The organism is Paenibacillus sp. GM1FR, from assembly GCF_002803315.1.
Lineage (GTDB): Bacteria > Bacillota > Bacilli > Paenibacillales > Paenibacillaceae > Paenibacillus > Paenibacillus amylolyticus.
The window spans coordinates 249,739-269,037 of record NZ_MKZL01000011.1; the positions used below are offsets into that span (position 1 = coordinate 249,739).

At 44.3% G+C, this 19,299-nt stretch carries 14 protein-coding genes; 12 read left to right on the forward strand and 2 right to left on the reverse strand.

Annotation, left to right across the window (positions count from 1 at the left end):
• Positions 1–54 precede the first annotated feature (54 nt).
• Positions 55–762, reverse strand: a complete 708-nt coding sequence (locus tag PAEAM_RS07075) for a helix-turn-helix domain-containing protein (RefSeq protein WP_017687366.1) — start codon at positions 760–762, stop codon at positions 55–57.
• A gap of 251 nt (positions 763–1,013) precedes the next feature.
• On the opposite strand from PAEAM_RS07075, the gene PAEAM_RS07080 reads away from it, so the two are divergent.
• From PAEAM_RS07080 to PAEAM_RS32460, 5 genes are all read left to right on the forward strand, one after another.
• The gene (locus PAEAM_RS07080) at positions 1,014–2,234 is read left to right on the forward strand and encodes a MalY/PatB family protein (protein ID WP_100527082.1); all 1,221 of its coding nucleotides are present in this window, start codon (positions 1,014–1,016) and stop codon (positions 2,232–2,234) included.
• Positions 2,235–2,475: 241 nt separating this feature from the next.
• Positions 2,476–3,144 (forward strand): uracil-DNA glycosylase, encoded by a 669-nt coding sequence (gene ung / locus PAEAM_RS07085; protein ID WP_047843722.1) that lies wholly within the window; start codon positions 2,476–2,478, stop codon positions 3,142–3,144.
• A 19-nt stretch (positions 3,145–3,163) separates the two neighbouring features.
• Positions 3,164–3,583 carry a hypothetical protein gene (locus PAEAM_RS07090; RefSeq protein WP_017687369.1) on the forward strand — a complete coding sequence of 140 codons (420 nt, stop codon included), beginning with the start codon at positions 3,164–3,166 and terminating at the stop codon, positions 3,581–3,583.
• 460 nt (positions 3,584–4,043) lie between these two features.
• Positions 4,044–4,628 (forward strand): LOG family protein, encoded by a 585-nt coding sequence (locus PAEAM_RS07095; protein WP_017687370.1) that lies wholly within the window; start codon positions 4,044–4,046, stop codon positions 4,626–4,628.
• A gap of 120 nt (positions 4,629–4,748) precedes the next feature.
• Positions 4,749–4,877 (forward strand): hypothetical protein, encoded by a 129-nt coding sequence (locus PAEAM_RS32460; protein WP_255319930.1) that lies wholly within the window; start codon positions 4,749–4,751, stop codon positions 4,875–4,877.
• A gap of 217 nt (positions 4,878–5,094) precedes the next feature.
• Here PAEAM_RS32460 and PAEAM_RS07100 read toward each other — a convergent pair whose 3' ends face one another.
• Positions 5,095–5,361, reverse strand: a complete 267-nt coding sequence (locus tag PAEAM_RS07100; protein ID WP_036614763.1) for a hypothetical protein — start codon at positions 5,359–5,361, stop codon at positions 5,095–5,097.
• Positions 5,362–5,592: 231 nt separating this feature from the next.
• Here PAEAM_RS07100 and PAEAM_RS07105 point away from each other — a divergent pair, with 231 nt between their 5' ends.
• The 7 genes from PAEAM_RS07105 to PAEAM_RS07135 all read left to right on the forward strand — a co-directional run bounded on the left by PAEAM_RS07105 (position 5,593) and on the right by PAEAM_RS07135 (position 19,293).
• Positions 5,593–6,330: a glycerophosphodiester phosphodiesterase gene (locus PAEAM_RS07105; protein ID WP_100527083.1), complete on the forward strand. Its 738-nt coding sequence runs from the start codon at positions 5,593–5,595 to the stop codon at positions 6,328–6,330.
• Between the two features lie 272 nt (positions 6,331–6,602).
• Entirely contained in the window at positions 6,603–7,658 is a 1,056-nt protein-coding gene (locus tag PAEAM_RS07110; RefSeq protein ID WP_036614761.1) for a FecCD family ABC transporter permease, read from the forward strand.
• 2 nt (positions 7,659–7,660) lie between these two features.
• Complete coding sequence (locus PAEAM_RS07115; protein WP_076250813.1) at positions 7,661–8,692, forward strand: FecCD family ABC transporter permease; 1,032 nt, start codon at positions 7,661–7,663, stop codon at positions 8,690–8,692.
• A 44-nt stretch (positions 8,693–8,736) separates the two neighbouring features.
• Positions 8,737–10,452: an ABC transporter ATP-binding protein gene (locus PAEAM_RS07120; protein WP_076250814.1), complete on the forward strand. Its 1,716-nt coding sequence runs from the start codon at positions 8,737–8,739 to the stop codon at positions 10,450–10,452.
• Positions 10,453–10,684: 232 nt separating this feature from the next.
• The gene (locus PAEAM_RS07125) at positions 10,685–11,023 is read left to right on the forward strand and encodes a hypothetical protein (protein ID WP_100527084.1); all 339 of its coding nucleotides are present in this window, start codon (positions 10,685–10,687) and stop codon (positions 11,021–11,023) included.
• Positions 11,024–11,570: 547 nt separating this feature from the next.
• Complete coding sequence (locus tag PAEAM_RS07130) at positions 11,571–13,109, forward strand: RCC1 domain-containing protein (protein WP_100527085.1); 1,539 nt, start codon at positions 11,571–11,573, stop codon at positions 13,107–13,109.
• 58 nt (positions 13,110–13,167) lie between these two features.
• Positions 13,168–19,293 carry an RHS repeat-associated core domain-containing protein gene (locus tag PAEAM_RS07135; RefSeq protein ID WP_165789850.1) on the forward strand — a complete coding sequence of 2,042 codons (6,126 nt, stop codon included), beginning with the start codon at positions 13,168–13,170 and terminating at the stop codon, positions 19,291–19,293.
• Positions 19,294–19,299: the final 6 nt, after the last annotated feature.

Consider the following 19,299-nt stretch of genomic DNA (forward strand, 5'->3'; position numbering starts at 1 on the left):
AATGGGGAGGGACTGTCTCCATCCCATATGAGAATGTGTGACACACTGCATTGTTCAGGTGACAGCGAGCATGTTGTATATTTTCAGGGTCCGCAGATCTTCCTTTGAGATTTTCAATTCATTATATAACTCCTGATTTTCGGGCAGAGGGGTTCTGGAGAATAACATTTTGAGCGCGATAGGCATGAAAGGTCTGAAGGAGACACCAGCCATCAGTCCCCATTTTTTCTCCGATTCCTGAAAAGACGCCAAAATATTAATATATAGGTTCTCCAGCGGCGTAGCCTGATTTTTCAAAATCAGCGTGGTGAGTGTATCATAATGCTCGGTGTGGCCCCAATACATATTCTCGCACTCCTGGTAGTTCTCAAAATCCTTCACATTCATATACATCACGGTGCGATAACGGTTGGCATCCGATTGAGCCATCATGTCAATGACACAACGAATGAGACTGTTGTTACGCCCGTCATAGAAGTAAGAATAGAAACGGGTGGAGTTCTTGAAAAAGCTGGACGGGACCGCATTCATCAGGGGAGATGCATGCCTTGGTTCTTGGTACAAGAGTTGCTCCACCTGGATGTTGAGTGCGTTAGCAATATGATGTAACGTGACTAGATCAAGTGTAATATCTCCGCTCTCATATTTGGACAGCGTACCCTTGCTCTTGAAGATCTGATCCGCAAGCTGTTGAATGGTCAGTCCCCGCCACTTCCGAAAGTTTCGTATTTTCTTGCCAACTTCCTGATTGATATTGTTCATAACCGGTTCTCCTTATGCCAATGTTTCTTGAGAGTACGTGAAAATGATGAAAGTCATTCATAAAAATGATGTTATATGAGAAATATATCACTTTTTCATCGAAATACCTATTTTGGAGAAACAATAAACTTCATTTGTTTCGTCAGAATAGATTGTATTGCATTTGATGCAATTCCTGCGTCATGAAATAATGGATGTAATACGACATGAAACGACAATGAAAAAGTAAAGCAGATAGAGGAGCAGAAGCTATGAAATATAACTTTGATGAGATTATAGACCGCACAGGAACAAATGCCATGAATACGGATGGTTTCCGTCAATATATTTTTAATGCCACAGAGGACATGACATTTCCATTCAAAGATGAAGAATTTATTCGCATGTGGATTGCAGATATGGAGTTTGCCACACCTCCCGAGATTCTGGATGCAGTTAAGGAGCGTCTGGACCGTAGAATTATGGGTTACTCCCAGGTGTTTGATCCGACGTATTACGAAGCTGTCTCAAATTGGATGGAAAGATACTATGATTGGTCCTTCCCGAAGGAACATTTGGAGACCTCAAACGGAATCATTCCCGCTTTGTATGAACTGGTGGAATATATCTGTCAGTCGGATGAGAAAGTACTGATTGTTACCCCATCCTATGGTTTCTTCAAGTCAGCTGCGGAGCATAATGATCTTGAACTGGTATGTTCGGATATGCTCAATGAGCAGGGGCGTTACTCGATTGATTTTGAGGATTTTGAAGCCAAGGCCAAGGATGAGAAGGTAAGGGTATGTATTTTCTGCAACCCGCATAATCCGTCTGGACGTGTCTGGACAACGGAAGAGTTACAACGTGTGGGTGAGATCTGCCTGCGGAACAACGTATGGATTATTTCGGATGAAATTCACTGTGATCTGCTGCGGACAGGCAAAAGACATACGCCACTCGCAAAGCTGTTCCCGGATACGGATCGAATCATTACATGTATGTCCCCGAGCAAAACATTCAACATGGCTGGTCTGATGTTCTCCAATGTCATCATTCCGAATAAGGCACTTCGAGAAATCTGGCAGGCACGCCATTATGGTTTCAAAAACCCACTGAGCATCGCTGCCACTCAAGCGGCTTACGAAACGGGTGATGAATGGCTGATAGAATTGAAAGGTTATCTAGACGCCAATTTCGCCTGCGTGGAACAGTATGTGAAGCAGCATCTGCCACTGGCTGTTTTTCACATCCCGGAAGCCACGTATCTGGCCTGGATTGATATTTCGGCATATGCTCCACAAAATGTAAGTTTACCTTTATTCTTCGCTGAGCAAGCGGGTGTATTGCTTGAAGATGGTCATATGTTTGTAGCCAATGGTGAGGGTTGCATTCGGTTGAATCTGGCTTGTCCGCGTTCTGTCCTTCAGGAAGGGTTACGGAGAATCAGCAGTGTGCTTGTGAAAGAAGTCGAAGAGGTGCCCGTTCAAGTATAAAGTCATCAAGTCACCACGCAATAGCGAGGTGACTTTTTTGGATGAGTATACGGAATGTAGCGAGAATACGATTTATTTTGAGGTGAACGTATACCCTGATGTGCAATTCTGGTCTGCTGTCCCCGGTTATGTTAAAATGGTGGATAGTCTATGAGTTGCATGACATGCGGCTCTCAGAAGGAAGAGCCCAGTAGTTGGGCTGAACGAAACTGCATTCACCAGGGGAAAGGAGTCTATACATATGTTTGGAAACGATTGGGACAAGGTGCTTCAGGAAGAGACGGAAGCCGAATATTTTAACAAGATTCGTTACACTCTCGCCGCTGAGTACAAAACGCAGACGGTCTTTCCGCCCAAAGAAGACCTGTTCTCCGCATTGAAGCTGACGCCATATCATCAGGTTAAGGCTGTTATTATTGGTCAGGACCCTTATCACGGTGCGGGACAGGCTCATGGATTAAGCTTTTCGGTTAGACCGGGGGTACGTGTACCGCCTTCTCTGAAAAATATATATAAGGAACTTCAGGCCGATCTGGACCTGCCGATTCCGAATCATGGATCTCTGGTTCATTGGGCACAGCAGGGAGTCCTGCTATTAAATGCTGTTCTGACGGTCCGTGAAGGTCAGCCGAACTCCCATCAGGCATTGGGCTGGCAGACGTTTACGGATGCTGTCATTCGTGCGCTGAATGAACGTTCAGAGCCGATGGTATATATGCTATGGGGCAGCCATGCCCAGAAGAAAGGTGCTTTTATTAACAGGGACAAGCACCTGGTACTGGAGTCTACACATCCCAGTCCGCTGGCTGCGCATCGCGGATTCCTCGGCAGTCGTCCCTTTTCCAAAGCCAATGATTTCTTGACCTCCAAAGGTATTGAACCGATCGATTGGAAGATACCTGAAAACTAGACAGATGGAGGTGAGAACATTGCGACATTGGATAGGACGAAAAGTAGCGGTATATCGTGCAACAGGCATACGGGAGCCATTAAAGGGAACGCTGGTCGAGTGGGATGAAGAAGCGGAATGTGTACGGATCGGACCGAAACGGATTAAGGTATCGTTTGACAATATCGCAATGATCAGACCTCTTCCCGAAGAGAGTCTTCCCTTAAAGAAAGCACGTTCTGAAGTGCACAAGGTTGGATATGTGATGAAAAAGGCGATTCAGTTTGAAAATGCGATCTATTTCAAGTCACAGGTGATGATCTGGCGCCGGGCCAAAATTGTAGCTTTATCCACGACGATTCTGCGTCATGACGAGGATCAGGTTGAACTTGCAGATGGTCGTGTTCTTCGTAAAGACAAGCATATGTTTGTCGTACGTTCACGCCGTGGGATACGTTAGTTATACGAAGATTTAATATTCATTTCATGCAAAGATCATATGGATTTAATATTTGGTCTGTATATTAGGTAATAACAACCCCTTCTAAATTGATGTGTATTGAAATGGGAGCCCGACCGGCTGCAAACGGTCGGTTTTTTTTTGTCCATTGGTTCTGTTAACCTGTTGTACATACCCATAACATTCATGATATATATTATTAAAATAGATAAATTGAACTAAACATTTACACGAGAACGTAGAGGACAGAAAAAAGCTGGAGAAGCGGAGCGTTCGCCTAAAAGCTTTCTGAAAGAAAGCTACATCGGAAGCATACGCTATCCCAAGATTTTCACCTTTGTAAAATTGAATTAAAAAATCTGGGGATAACAGCGATCGGAAGGTTGTTCTGTCATCGAAGTGGCACGTGTAAATATTCTTTAGTTCAATCTAAAAAGATCATGAGAAGGAGTGAAACCCAATGAAACGTATAGCTGTTTTTGCAGGCTCCAATCCGGGAAATCACCCCGATTATACAGAGAAGGCTGTTCAACTGGGCAAACAGATTGCTGATAGTGGTTATGCACTGGTCTATGGTGGTTCTTGTATGGGCTTGATGGGTGCAGTAGCCGATGCTGCTCTTGAGCAAGGGGGAGAGGTAATCGGGGTTATGCCTACCGGATTGTTCCGGGGCGAGGTTGTTCATGGAGGACTCACACAACTGATTGAAGTGGGAACCATGCATGAACGGAAGGCTACGATGGCTGAATTATCCGATGGATTCATTGCACTTCCCGGAGGTATGGGTACATTTGAAGAACTATTCGAGGTACTATGCTGGGCACAGATCGGTATTCATCGTAAGCCTGTTGGCTTATTAAATGTCAACGGATATTATGGACCGTTAATGAAGATGGTAGAACATAGCGTACAGGAAGGATTCTCCAACACTTCGCATCTCAGTCTATGGAGTCTGGAAGCTGATCCGGCTGAGCTGATCAAACAAATGTCATCCTATATTCCTGCAGAGCTGACTCAGAAGTGGTCACAACTCAACGGGAAATGAGTGCATAAGAAGACGGGCCTGAACCTACTCGTTCCTCGGGAGAATTTTCGATCTGCCCAAGCAAGTTGCGCTATCGGACATAGTCTATAGTGTACTTCGATGAAGAGGGGAGTGTCACTCATGAGCGAACTCAAAGGCACAGGTTACGGATATTGCGGAGGCTTCGGTGGTGGAGCATGGACATCAACAGGTGCAATTCTGGTATTGTTCATTCTGTTGGTTATTATCTCTCGCACATTCATTCTGTAATTCGGTCAGTATCCCGGGACGGGGATTAAGCTGCAGAGGCAGCGCCCGAATAAAAAATGACCTTTCCAAAGAGACGCCGGTATATGCCGGCGTTTCAGGGGAACGGTTTTTTGACGTTTCCAGCATACGTAAATAATTGAAAAAGCAAAAACCTGCCCCTGAATAAGGTCAGAAGCAGGAGAGAGCCTCCTGAGCCATTAGCTGCGCAACAAGCAGCTTACACCACAACAGCAGTTTGATCCGGATTACTTAACGATTTCCAGGCGATATATAGCCCGATGGCGGCTGCAATTAAGGAGAGTATTGCTGCAACAATAGCCAGCTGATCCAGTGTGTTGGGTGAACTGGAGTTAAGAGAACGCTGATTAGCCGTCTTGCCGGATTTGTTTTTGATATGGACAGATGATCTGGAAAGCCTGGAAGCCGACTGTAACTGGGATGTGTGAGGACGCGTAGGTATCGATTTTTTCTTTGAGGGATTCAATAGTCAACCTCCTTATAACGGAGTTCAGTGCTTCCATCGTTCATACTATGTTATGTCGATTTTCAGATTGAGTTCGCAAAAATGAGTGAATCCCCAGCCCGTTAGATGTTGGGCCCGGTCGCTAGTATTAGCGAAGCAGGCAACCGATTATACGTTCTGTTAATACAGGTCTAACAAACCGTGTTTATAGTGATGATCATAGAGTGAAGCTTGAACACAGGAGGCGCTGGAATGAGGAACATGGAGATTATTGCCCATCGCGGTGCATCTGCCGTATGCCCGGAGAATACGATGAGCGCTTTTGAACGGAGTCTGGAGCTTGGAGCGACAGGCATTGAGACCGATGTGCAGATGACGAGTGATGGCAGACTGGTACTGATTCATGATGAGACGTTAAGCCGAACTGGCGGCGCAGAAGGCTGGGTTAAGGATACGACTTACGATCAATTGCGCACACGGGATGCCGGGTCTTGGTTCCATGCTGATTTTACCGGGGAACGTATTCCTTCTCTGGAGGAGTTATTCAAGCTGGTACAGGGGAAAGGAACACTGCTTAATCTGGAATTGAAAAATGGTATTGTGAGTTATAAAGGGATGGAAGAGAAGGTCATACAGGCGATCCGGGATTGGAATCTGGAGCAACAGGTTGTGCTGTCGAGCTTCAATCATGCTTCGCTCGTGAGATGTAAACGTCTTGCCCCGGAGATTCGTACAGCACTTCTATATATGGAAAAGTTATATCGTCCCTATGATTATGCCGCCAAACTCGAAGCTACCGGCCTTCATCCCTACAAGCTGGCAGTCACACAAGAAGATGTTGCTGCTGCACTGGCACATGGCGTTGTTACCTATCCATTTACCGTGAATGATCCTGCCGAGATGCAGGCCATGATTGATATGGGTGTGCAAGGGATCATTACCGATGTTCCGGATGTCCTGGCATCCTTAGTTACGGTACATGCCCGTTAAATGAGTCTGTATTTTACATGTTCTACATATGCAATGATAAGGCTGTGTTCGAGCTTTTTGGCTCTTGCGCAGCCTTTTTGCGTGTAAAATTGTGTGCAAATATTCATATATGCAATAAACATGTCCTATTTGTCCATTGCCAGAGCCGGTGGATTCACTTACAATGGTCTATGGGAATGAGAATCAATATCATTAAAGTTCGGTATTTATAGAGAGGTGATTGTTATGTACATAGGTTTGAGCAGCTCCACTCATAACGAGGGTGGGCGCGTATGAGTTCACAAGCTTCACCAGAAAAACATAATCCGGATTCACCCACAGCGAAGATACACACTCGTCCGTGGGCGGCCACACTTATTCTTACAGGGGGAGTTTTGCTACTCGCTCTGGGTATGGCGTTGTCCATTTCTTTTGGCGCTGCTGATATTAAGCTTAGTGTAGTCTGGAAGGCTATCTTTGATTTCAATCCTGAGTTGACTCCACATCAGATCATATGGGAGATTCGATTACCACGTATCCTTGGAGGAGCAATGGTAGGTGCATGTTTCGCTGTAGCTGGTGCGATCATGCAGGGCATGACTCGTAACCCGCTGGCCGATTCAGGTCTGCTTGGGTTAAATGCAGGAGCTGGATTTGCACTTGCAGTTTGTTTTGCCTTCTTCCCTGGCTTGCCATTTATGTATATCATCATGTATTCCTTCCTTGGAGCAGGGCTTGGTGTCCTGTTGGTGTATGGTTTTGGTGCAGCTTCCAAATCAGGTCTTACACCACTACGCCTTGTGCTTGCAGGTGCGGCTGTATCTGCGATGTTGTCGGCACTCAGTGAAGGGATTGCATTATATTTCAGAATTGGACAAGATTTGGCTTTCTGGACAGCTGGTGGTGTAGCCGGAACGAAGTGGTCTCAACTTGAGGTCATGTTCCCCTGGGTACTCGCGGCACTGATCGCAGGTCTTCTCATCTCCCGTTCCATTACTCTGCTTAGTCTCGGAGAAGATATTGCGGTGGGCTTGGGGCAACGTACTGGGCTGATCAAGCTCATAGGCCTGATTGTTGTACTGATTCTCGCGGGTACAGCTGTGTCCGTGGTGGGTGCGGTCGGTTTTGTTGGACTCATTATTCCCCATCTCACGCGGAAGCTGGTTGGGGTAGATTATCGCTGGATTATTCCATGTTCCGCTGTGATGGGCAGTCTGTTGCTTGTATTTGCGGATCTGGCTGCACGTATGATTAACCCGCCGTACGAGACGCCAATTGGCGCTTTGGTTGCCCTCATCGGGGTACCATTCTTCCTGTATCTGGCGCGTAAAGAAAGGAGGACTCTGTAACGATGGAATCCTCAACAATAGTTGGAGCAGAGCGCAAGAAGAGAACCAAGAGTACGATTGTCCTCATTGTGCTTGCCCTATTAATTATTACGGCTTTTGTGGTGAGCATGAACACAGGTTTTACCAAGCTTTCGCCGCTTGAGGTGTTGCGAACCCTGTTTGGTGGAGGCACGGCGAAACAGGAATTGATCCTGTTTGAATTCCGTCTGCCACGTATTGTGATTTCGGTGCTGGTCGGGGCCGGACTTGCGTTATCTGGTTGTATTTTGCAGGGAGTATCTCGGAATGCGTTGGCAGATCCGGGGATCCTCGGGATTAATGCAGGTGCTGGTCTGGTCGTCATGTTATTTGTTTCCTTTTTCCCGACAACGACAGCAGCGCCGGTATTTCTTTTGCCAATTCTGGCCCTGATCGGTTCCGGTTTTGCTGCATTTCTGATCTACATTCTCTCTTACAAAAAAGGAGAGGGCATTATGCCTACTCGTATGCTGCTTACAGGGATCGGGGTAGCGGCGGGAATCAGTTCTGCCATGATCGTGCTTACGTTACGGCTTAGTCCAGAAAAGTATCAATTTGTAGCTACCTGGATGGCAGGCAGCATCTGGGGCTCGAACTGGAAATTTGTAACGGCATTGCTCCCGTTTCTTATTATTCTTGTCCCGCTTGTTCTGTATAAGGCACGTGTACTGAACGTGTTGAATCTGGGTGACCAGACGGCAAGTGGACTCGGGACTCCGGTTGAGCGTGAGCGACTGATTTTGCTTGCGGCTGCTGTAGGACTTGCCGGCTCATGTGTATCTGTGAGTGGGGGGATCGGTTTTGTTGGTCTGATCGGACCGCATTTGGCACGTCGTCTGGTGGGTCCAAAACATCAATTCCTGTTACCCGCATCTGCACTGATCGGTTCATTGCTTGTGCTGGTTGCAGATACGCTGGGTCGTGTCATCCTGCAGCCTTCGGAGATTCCTGCGGGGATCCTGGTTGCCATTATTGGTGCGCCATACTTCCTGTACCTCTTAAGCAAGACGAAATAGAACGTAATCACCATTGTGTGGTTGCATAAGGAGGACTTCAGTCCATGCTTCGCCGTTTCTTTGCCTATTATAGGCCTTACAAAAAGCTCTTTATTCTTGACTTCAGTTGTGCGATTTTAGTCGCCCTGCTGGAGCTGGCATTTCCACTGGCGGTCAACCGGGTAGTCGATGATCTGCTACCAGGCGGCCGCTGGGACTGGATTCTATGGGCGTGTCTGGCATTGCTGGGCATCTACTTATTGAATTCATTTCTCAACTTCGTGGTTACCTATTGGGGACACAAGCTAGGCATTAACATTGAGACGGATATGCGTAAAAGTCTGTTCAATCATGTGCAGAAGTTATCGTTCCGTTTCTTCGATAATACAAAAACAGGACACCTCGTGTCCCGTATGACTAACGATCTGATGGATATCGGTGAGATTGCCCATCATGGTCCGGAGGATGTATTTATCGCGGTCATGACGCTAATTGGTGCATTCAGCATCATGATGAGCATTAACGGGAATCTGGCGGTGTTAACCTTTATCATCGTACCGCTGATTATTTATCTGTCACTCTACTTTGGTAGCAAAATGTCCAAGGCATTCAGCCGAATGTTCGGTGATATTGCGGACTTCAATGCTCGCGTAGAGAACAATATTACAGGTATCCGTGTTGTTCAGGCTTTTGCTAATGAAGAGCATGAAAAAGCACAATTCGCTGTGAACAACGGTCGTTTCCGTCAGACCAAACTAATCGCATACAAAATCATGGCCTGGAACTCCTCTGTCAGTTATATGCTGATGAAGCTGGTATCTCTCTTTGTCCTGGTATGCGGAACATGGTTTGTGATTCAAGGCAGTATGACCTACGGTCAGTTCATTGCATTTATTATGTTGTCCAATGTGTTCCTGACACCAATTCAGAAGATCAACTCGGTTATTGAGACGTATCCAAAAGGGATTGCAGGCTTCAAACGTTATACGGAGCTGCTTGATATGGAACCGGATGTGGAAGATCGTCCAGGAGCCGTTACAGTATCCCATTTGCGTGGAGATATCCGTTATGAGCAAGTGACCTTTGGTTATTCGGATCAGGAGCCTGTGCTCAAAGGTATTGATCTAAACGTACGTGCAGGTGAAACCGTAGCGCTTGTCGGTCCATCGGGTGCAGGAAAAACAACGTTGTGCAGTCTGCTGCCACGATTCTATGATGTGCTGGAAGGTCGCATCACGATCGATGGGCAGGAGATACAGGATATGACACTGGACTCCTTGCGTAGTCATATCGGAATTGTACAACAGGACGTGTTCCTCTTCGATGGAAGCATTCGGGAGAACATTGCCTACGGCAAGCTGGATGCATCTGAAGAAGAAATTTGGATGGCTGCCAGACGTGCCCAGATGGAACCTTTGATTCAATCCATGCCGGAAGGATTGGATACGTTAATTGGTGAACGCGGTGTGAAGCTGTCCGGTGGACAGAAACAGCGTCTGTCTATTGCCCGTATGTTCCTGAAAAACCCACCAATTCTGATCCTGGACGAAGCCACATCCGCGCTGGATACAGAAACGGAAGCGGCGATTCAGCAATCCCTTGCTGAGCTGTCCGAGGGCCGGACCACACTGGTTATTGCCCACCGATTGGCTACGATCAAAAATGCAGACCGCATTATTGTCGTTGCTGAACAAGGCATTACGGAGCAGGGACGCCATGAAGAATTACTCGCAGCAGGTGGGGTGTACAGCCGCCTTCACTATGCGCAGTTTGGCGCGTAACCTATCCTATCCTATGTGGATGTAACAATGTAAATACGAGAAGTAACGCCATCGTTCTTGACTTGGAAGGAGTCAGGGCGTTGGCGTTTTTTTTTCATGATCAATTGTGGGTCAGGGGTACTGTGCTCATATCTGCCTGTGATCATGGATGTGGAAACGGGTAATATAGTAAAGAGAACACTTAACGTGTAAGATATGTTCATCATCTTGCAAGATATAGGAGGTACACGATATGCAGTTGAACGATATGCTGAAAATTCTTATAACCTGTCTATTATTTATTCTGATTTGGTGGCTTCTGACTCAAGGAATTCGCAAACTTTCCAGTACTCGTGCGGGGTCCGGTTTCCGACGCTGGGGTGGATGGTCCATTGGACTTTTCGTTGTTGGCGCCGTGCCACTCGGTTTTTCGCTATACACAGAGATCTTTGATAAGCGCCTGGATGCCAACATCGGGTTGGGGCTTGCCATGTTTTTTGTATGGGCTTATTGTGTGATCTTGTTGTGTGCGGCGTTGGTGGTATGGGGAAGGTACGTGTATAAAAGGGAGAAAGGGAAGGGAATTCGGTAGACAGGTCGTTGCTGCTCAGCGCCTAGTTGAGGTGTGGACTGATGGGCGTTTTTAAATGAACAGTTCCATTGTTAATAATATTTATATAAAGAACATTTAAGTGGGAATATGTATGAATAAAGGAAATGTTAATTATTTTTTTGAATTTAATTATGTGTTATTTACAGGTGATTTTCCTTTTGAGTAAATATACATATTCGTAAAAAAACTAATTTCTCAAGATTATTAAATTTACGTATATTATCCATATAATATGAATTTATATTGTATGGATTAAAGTTATTATTTGTAACTAATAAAAAATATTCATAAATGGAGTATTATACATATATAAACTTTTTTATATTAAATCAGGTTTTTAATCGACAAAAAAAGACAATAAAACACAAAATAAACCTATATATTTATGGCACTGAATAGACGATAATGATAAAGCTATTCAGCAAAAGATTCAAAGAGAATGGAGTGAAGCTTATCGTTACAAAGTAAAATTTCTCTTTAGGTATTGAGAATTAAAATAAATTAGTAAGGGTGAATAATCTTAAAAATGGAAATTAAAAAAGTAATCTTTTTATTAATTACTGTAAGCGTGATTCTGGCATTAAGTGCTACAATTACAATTACAGTTAAAGCAGAAGTGGATAAATCTGAAAATGCAGTTAACCAGATCTCGATCGGAACTCAGCATTTTTTGGTAAAGGGCAGAGATGGAACCGTATGGTCGGCCGGATATAATAGTGAAGGTCAATTGGGGAGAACGTTTGATGGTGTATTTGACGACATAAAATTAATACCTTCGGTAACCGAAATTGGTGGTATTTCTACAGGAAGCTTCAGTAGCTATGGGATTAATAAGAAAGGTCAGGTATTAGACTGGCATCGTTCTTCTTCAACTTCCGAGTCTGTTTTTTCGTCATTAAAAAAAGTGAAAACTGTGGCTGAAGGAGCGAACTTTTACGCGGTTCTAACCATAGACGGAAAAGTTTGGACGTGGGGTACAGGTTACATTGGGCAGTTAGGACTTGGAGATAATGAGTCGCGTTCTGTGCCCACTATAGTACCTGATTTGGATAAGGTGACAGAAATAGCTGTTGGAAAACAATCAGTCTATGCTCTTAAAGAGGATGGCACGGTATGGGGATGGGGAGATAACAAGAGTTATCAACTTGCTAACGGTGGCACTGATAATAGCTTGGTTCCAGTACAGGTTGAAATTCCAATGAAGATTAAGCACATTTATCAGAGTCTCAATGGATACAGTGCGGCGATTGACGTAAATAACGATGTATGGATGTGGGGAAGCAACAGTTATGGACAACTAGGTGATGGAACTAAAACAGTCAGAAAGTCTCCAGAGGTTAGTACAAACTTGAGCTCGGTTGAGCAACTCGCATTAGGTAAATCACACGTGCTTGCTCTCAAAATAGATGGAAGCGTATGGGCTTGGGGGAACAATGCTAATGGTCAGTTAGGTGACAACACAACTGAGGAACGTTTATTACCCATTCAAATACCTGGTTTGTCTGAAGTTGATTCTATAGCAGCAGGAAATGGATTCATTAGCGGTGCTGTTAGTAAAACTTCTCAAATATATATTTGGGGGCAGGACGTCAGGTCTATGTCCGATATGTCGTTAGGTAGATTAACCTCACCTAGGCTTATAACTATTGATGATCAACCGAAAGTAATATCAAGTATTGAAAAACCCGCAAATTTGAAACTCAAAGTGATAAATACTTCGTCAGTTCAACTTTCCTGGGATAAACTGAAGGAACAATACGAGCAGTGGGATGGATATAATGTCTATCAGAACAATGTAATGATTGGAAACACAAAAGAAAATAACTTTATCATTAATAATCTTGATGTTACAAAAGAATACAGTTTCTTTGTCAAAACAAAGGGTACATCAGGTAATGAATCCGAAGCAAGTAACAATGTGAGAAAGAGAAAAACTGAGAAATATTCTTATATCTATAATTTTTCAGGACAACTCACTGACATCCTTTTTGAATCAGGCAAGAAGATTAGTTATGAATACGATAAGAATGGTAATTTGAAAAAAACAACGGTAGTCAATCCATAGTTCATCAGTAAATAATAGCCACTAACATTTGAACGGAGAAATTTAGTTGAAACATTCTATGAAGAAATTTATTTCTATTATCCTTATATTTTCAGTATTATCAGGACTTTTCGCAAACTGGATTCCGGCGACTACATATGCGGAGGAAGAACAGGGCAATTCCAATGAATTGATTCAGATTCTGATTGACGAATTTGGTACGACGGAAGGCTTTATTCAGGGCTATCTGGATCAAGGATACAATCTGAATCAGATCCTGTCAGCCTTCTTTAAAATGAGAGAGAGTCAGATTGGGTTTGACGAAGCACTAAGTGTACTTTATCCAAATGAAATCAATGAATCTCAAAGCGTTACAAGTGACGTATATTCAGAATATTCTCTTAACAACGATATATCGATTGTCAGTGTTGGTGCGGATCAGTCCAGCATCATGCAACGATATGACACGTTTGCCGTGACTGAGGAGGTCTATGGGGAGTCTGATCTTGGCGAGTCAAAGAATGAAGAAGAGGAAGAAGAAAATTCTGAAGAAATCGAACAGCCTGTAACAGATCCTGAGAGTGGGACATCTGAGACAGAGCAGCCCGCTGTCGAGGAGCCAGCTCAGGATAATAACGAGCAAACGGGATCGACGAACATCCCAGAATCTGAAACCACAGATCAAGGTCAAAGTGATGTACCGGATGATGAAAAGCAAGATAGCACAGCTACTGCTGACGTCATCCAACCCTTAGCAGCGTCAACCAGCGTGCCCGATCCTGGGAAGCATATTACCGAGAAAGCACCGGTGTTTAACAAAAATTCGTTTAATGAAGCACCCTATACGGTGGGAGAAAACGGTGAAGCCATTTCTAACATGAGCGGTGGGTTGATGCTGGAGCATGTGGATGCTACGCTTCCGGGCCGCAATGGCATGGGGTTTTCCTTGGAAAGACAGTATAACTCGGCATCAGCACAGTTTTACGATATGGATGTGGGCTATAACACATATGATTATCCAATTTACAAATATTTTGTCACGTATAGTGCGGTTAGAAAAAAGAAAATCCCTAAATACCACGTAAAGTATCGTGAAAGCATGTGGTACCAGTTAGACAATAACGGGGATGGTACAGTAGATACTGAAACCTCGATTCAGGAAACCAAAATCATGCCGAAGGGCACGTATACGACAGAAGCAGAGGCCAAGCAAGTCGCAAGTCAGCGTATAGTCTACTACACAGCTCCTGAATCACGCACAGAGCAAACCATAAAGTATGCTGCGAGCACGAGTAACCTTCCGTCAAGTGTGGATTACAACAGTGGAGGTTTCAGTGGTACATTGAACAAGCAGGGCGGACCAACGGTAGTTTCCGGTGAATATAAACCAGCCCGTACCATTACAGCACCTACTCAGTCCTGTGTGAATTCCATTCCTGGTAAATACGATGCCAAGGGGGTTTGGGTACAAACGGGATCTGAGAGCCCTTGCCCGCAAACTAAAACGGCTACAGTACAGGGTCAGACCATTACATTGACTCGTTCGTCTGTAACGAATACGAAGGCTTGTCCATCACCGAACAAATCGGTGGCAAACTACGTGTGTACCAAGACATGGGAAGCCAAATATGATGGTTCTGTAACCATTCCGGCATCGGATACACGTAGTTATTCACAGACCTATGCCGGCACCGTCACCAAGCCAGGCGCTTACTCGTCCAGACGATATGATAACTGGGTGTCTCTTGGAGGCGGAGGCAAGCAACGTAAAGCATATAACGTGAATGAGCTCCCGTGGGTAGAAACTGAGATTACCGAGGGAGCGGCAGAATCAACAACTCAGGCGACGGATGGCACAGACTATTGGTCCGAAGCGAGCGATCTCAAAAACGAAATTAATAACTATCCCAATGCCGCGTTCCAAAATGGAATCGATGATGGCTATAACTACTATATGGCTTCCAAGCCAAATGCAGAAATTCGCGCATATCAGGTGGGCAATGGTACGGATGTGACCTATTATAATAAAACCATTCCAAATCCTCTGGATAAAACCTATCCACTCGGTAAAGGATGGTCTTGGAAACTGCCATCCATCGAGACGAAGAACAATAAGAAAGAAGTAGTATTTGCTGATGGTGGGCGATACGAGATCGTAGGTAACACACTTAAGGGCTATGACTGGGAAGGTATTACGGTGAATCCGGATACGTCTACTACTGTAAATGGTGAAACTTCTGCACTGGTCATGATATCTGCAGATGGATTAACAAAGCAATATTTCTCTACGGATGGACGTCTGCTTCAGATTTCAGATGGACAGAAAAATGATGTTCAATTCTATTATGAGAACAACACAATATATAACAGCAAGTTGTTGACTCAAGTAAAGGATGCTATAGGCAATACGATTCGCATCAGTTATACGGCCTCAGCCGTAACAATTGTTCAGGGGAACCGCACGGTTACCTACAACAAACAAACGAAAAACGGCATGGAGCTGCTCGATTCCGTCATCGACCCGTTGGGTAGAAAAACGACATACTCATACAAGCTGGCTGATGCCAAGTTTAACTTGCTTGGGTTTAGCCCTGAACGTGCAGTATTGAATCCGTATGCGTTGCTCACATCCGTGCAGCATAATACAGGTGCAAAAACGTTCTACGAGTATGAAAATGGCCCCGTTAAACGATATATTGGTGAGGATTCTTTTAACGAAGCGTATCGTGTATTGTCTCGTAGAGACCAGTTAACCTATGAAAATGGCTCGACAGAAGATTATAATCGTCAGACATTGAGTTACACCTCAGATCTGGGGGCGACGTTTGGACAGGATGTCACCTTTGCAACGTCCATCAATAATGGATTAACGAATACCCAATACAACTATCGCAAGGATTATATTAATACGGATACACCAACGCAGTTTTATCTGGATCGTACGATTGTAAGTGCTGAAGGGAAGACACAAACGACATCCTACACCTATGGTAAAACGGTCAAAGGACGAGGTTATGCGGCACCGACACCAACAGTGACCTCTGTAACGGATAACCAGGCGAAGGATGTGTTAACAACAAGCCTGCAACTGGACGACTATGGTAATATCACGTCGATTACAGACGAAACTGGACGAACAACGACAAGTACGTATGATGGTACAAGACACTGGTTAACAAGTGTTACGGACATGGTGGACTCTGCCAACAAGAAATACACCGTAATCACGCGCAGTAATGTCGGAAATATTACGCAAATCATCAATCGTAAAGATAGTAGCTCAGGTGAACTACTGCAACAGGCGGTCTATACCTATGATACCTATGGAAATCTGTTAACTCAGCGTATCTCGGACGGCGCACAGGAAAGAAATGCGACACTGGAGTATGACAGTCGTTATCAAAACGCATTTCCAACTCGCCTTAGCATGATGGTCACAGATGTGGATGGCAAAACAACACCGATAAGCACAACGTCGGAATATGACCTGTCTACTGGTGAATTAATCTCATCCACAGACGCTGAGCAACGTACAACCAAATACCGTTTGGATGCAATAGGTCGAACTATTGAGGTGATCCAGCCGGACGGGGCAACGCTCAGCGCATACTATGATGACATCAACAATAAAATTAAGGTTACCGATGAGCTAGCTCAGCAACGAATAACCAAATGGAATTCACTTGGTCAGGAGATTGAAAAAGGTTATTTCTCAGGCGGCAACTACGTTGCTGTTCAGCGAATGGGATATGATCCGTATGGTCGAGCTTCCTGGACAGAGGATGCACTGGGCAATCGCACCCGTAATACGTTTGACAACTGGAGCCGTGTGGTGATGACCACAGGAGCAGATGGTTCGTCCGCATCAGTAAAATACGATGATGTGACACGTACGGCAACAAGTACAGATGCCGAAGGTTACATTCAGACTGTAACCTATGACAAGTGGGGTAAAGTGTTGCAGACGGAAGAGAAGACGCAACTGGATCAGGTATTGCGAACACTCGAGAAGAACAAATACGACAACATTAGTGGCGACATACTGGAGCAAACCGATGGTAATGGTAACGTCACAGCATTTACGTACGATGTGTTGGGTCAGCTCCGTAAAGTGACTAGTGCTAACGGAGAACAGACGCAATATGCCTATGATCTGGTAAGCAACCTGCTGAAGACGATTGATCCAAACGGCAACATTAAGGAAAATAAATATGATCAATTAAACCGCCGTATTCAGACCAAAGACAAGTCAGGGAATGTAGCGAAGAGTTATTATAGTCCAAGTGGCAATCTGACGAAAGATGTAGATCGCAATGGGAATGCTTTCACGTATGACTATGATCTACGTGGTAACTTAATCAGTAAGAACAGTTCGGATGAAATTATCAGCATCACCGTAGATGCGGTAGGAAAACGAACTAGCATGACGGATCATACGGGTACTACCGGATACCAGTATGACCCAGCAACGGAGCAACTGACACGGTTAACCTATCCAGATGGACTTACTACAGATTTTACGTATGATCTGAATGGCAATCGGACAGCAATGAAGGGGCCATTTGGCAATACCGTTTATTATTCATATGATTCCATAAACCGTATGAATTCTGTAGGTAGCGTCAAGGATGCACCTGACGCACTGTATACGTATTATCAGAATGGATTGTTTATGTCCTCACAGTCTCAAAATGGTGTTAATGATCGTAAAACCTACAACGGGAAGGATCTCGTTGGGCAGGTTCAAGTACGAGATCAGGTCGCACTAAACACATACAGCTACAGCTATGATAATAATAAAAATATCACTCAGCGTGTGCAGCAGGGCGTGCAGGATAACTTTACGTATGACAAGCTGGATCGGATTGTAACTGGAAGTGACAATAACGAGCAGTATACCTATGACAAGCAAGGCAACCGCCTGACAATGCAGTCAGATAAGGAAATTAATGCTGTCAGCAGCGAGTATCAATATGATACCCGCAACCGATTGACCCGAGTTAAGCAGGATACAAAACAAGTCGAATACCAGTACAATGGTGATAATCTGCTTGTTGAACGAACTGAAAATGGTGTGACCACTCGGTACTATTACGATGATGGAGCTCAGATCATCGCGGAAGCCGAAGTACACAACGGTACACCGGAACTAAAAGCAAGCTATATCCGAGGAGCCAAGTTAGAAGCCATTGCATATGCAGATGATAGCAGGGCATATGTCCAAACCAACGGACACGGGGATATTACCGAGCTACGTGATAGCCATGGTGCGTTACTAAACAAGTATCAGTATGACGTTTGGGGCAATTTGGAGTCGAAAGAGGAGAAGGTTCATAATCCTTTCTTGTATTCCGGTGAGCTATGGGATGATACCACGCAGTTGCAATATTTACGAGCAAGATGGTACGATCCAAACACCGGAAGGTTTATTAACGAGGATTCGTATGAGGGTGAACTGGATGACCCGCTGAGCTTGAATTTGTATGCCTATGTGTCCAATAATCCATTAAGATATGTTGATCCGAGTGGGCATAGAGAGGAATTAGGCCCAGGTGGCGGTGGTGGTGGCCTTATGCTTCCACCTGTCGCTGGAGGGGCACTAGGAGGTATTAAGAAACTTTTTGATGCTCTTACTGCTGGTTTTGCTATTACTGCAGCTTATGTTGAAACAGCGGATGGGGTCAAAAATAAGAAAAGAAATAATGACCAAATCATACTCTATCATGCAACCAGTACAGAATATATCGATTCAATATTAAATGATGTAACTGTTAAATCACGTAAAACTAGACTAGATTTCGGTCAGGGTTTCTACATGACTACCAATTCTATTCAAGCAGAGAATTGGGTTCAAAAGCGATTTAAAGGAAATGGAGTTGTGATGGCATTTGCTGTTGATAAGGATGTTTTCAATAGTTATAAGGGTAAAACCTTTAGTGATGCTTTCTCACCTGGTGTAACCGGCTTAGCTGATTTTGTATATAAGAATAGGAATGGAACAGGAAAACATAGTTATGATTATGTAGTTGGTCAGTTTTTACTTAACCCTTATAAGATAACAGGGTATAATGAAAATGGACCAATTTATTCTAAAACTTCTATTTCTGAATATAGATTTACTGGTCAGCAGGTAAGTATTCATAACCAAGGACTAGCTAATAAAATAGTTAAAGGATTTATTGGTTCGAGATATTACAAAAAATAGTTTTGG

Bases quoted from the DNA above. Each gene is read 5' to 3' on its own strand.
- PAEAM_RS07115 (WP_076250813.1), top strand. From the start codon at position 7,661: ATGGAATCCTCAACAATAGTTGGAGCAGAGCGCAAGAAGAGAACCAAG.
- ung (WP_047843722.1), top strand. From the start codon at position 2,476: ATGTTTGGAAACGATTGGGACAAGGTGCTTCAGGAAGAGACGGAAGCC.
- PAEAM_RS07080 (WP_100527082.1), top strand. From the start codon at position 1,014: ATGAAATATAACTTTGATGAGATTATAGACCGCACAGGAACAAATGCC.
- PAEAM_RS32460 (WP_255319930.1), top strand. From the start codon at position 4,749: ATGAGCGAACTCAAAGGCACAGGTTACGGATATTGCGGAGGCTTCGGT.
- PAEAM_RS07120 (WP_076250814.1), top strand. From the start codon at position 8,737: ATGCTTCGCCGTTTCTTTGCCTATTATAGGCCTTACAAAAAGCTCTTT.
- PAEAM_RS07075 (WP_017687366.1), bottom strand. From the start codon at position 762: ATGAACAATATCAATCAGGAAGTTGGCAAGAAAATACGAAACTTTCGG.
- PAEAM_RS07125 (WP_100527084.1), top strand. From the start codon at position 10,685: ATGCAGTTGAACGATATGCTGAAAATTCTTATAACCTGTCTATTATTT.
- PAEAM_RS07130 (WP_100527085.1), top strand. From the start codon at position 11,571: ATGGAAATTAAAAAAGTAATCTTTTTATTAATTACTGTAAGCGTGATT.
- PAEAM_RS07095 (WP_017687370.1), top strand. From the start codon at position 4,044: ATGAAACGTATAGCTGTTTTTGCAGGCTCCAATCCGGGAAATCACCCC.
- PAEAM_RS07110 (WP_036614761.1), top strand. From the start codon at position 6,603: ATGAGTTCACAAGCTTCACCAGAAAAACATAATCCGGATTCACCCACA.
- PAEAM_RS07135 (WP_165789850.1), top strand. From the start codon at position 13,168: ATGAAGAAATTTATTTCTATTATCCTTATATTTTCAGTATTATCAGGA.
- PAEAM_RS07105 (WP_100527083.1), top strand. From the start codon at position 5,593: ATGAGGAACATGGAGATTATTGCCCATCGCGGTGCATCTGCCGTATGC.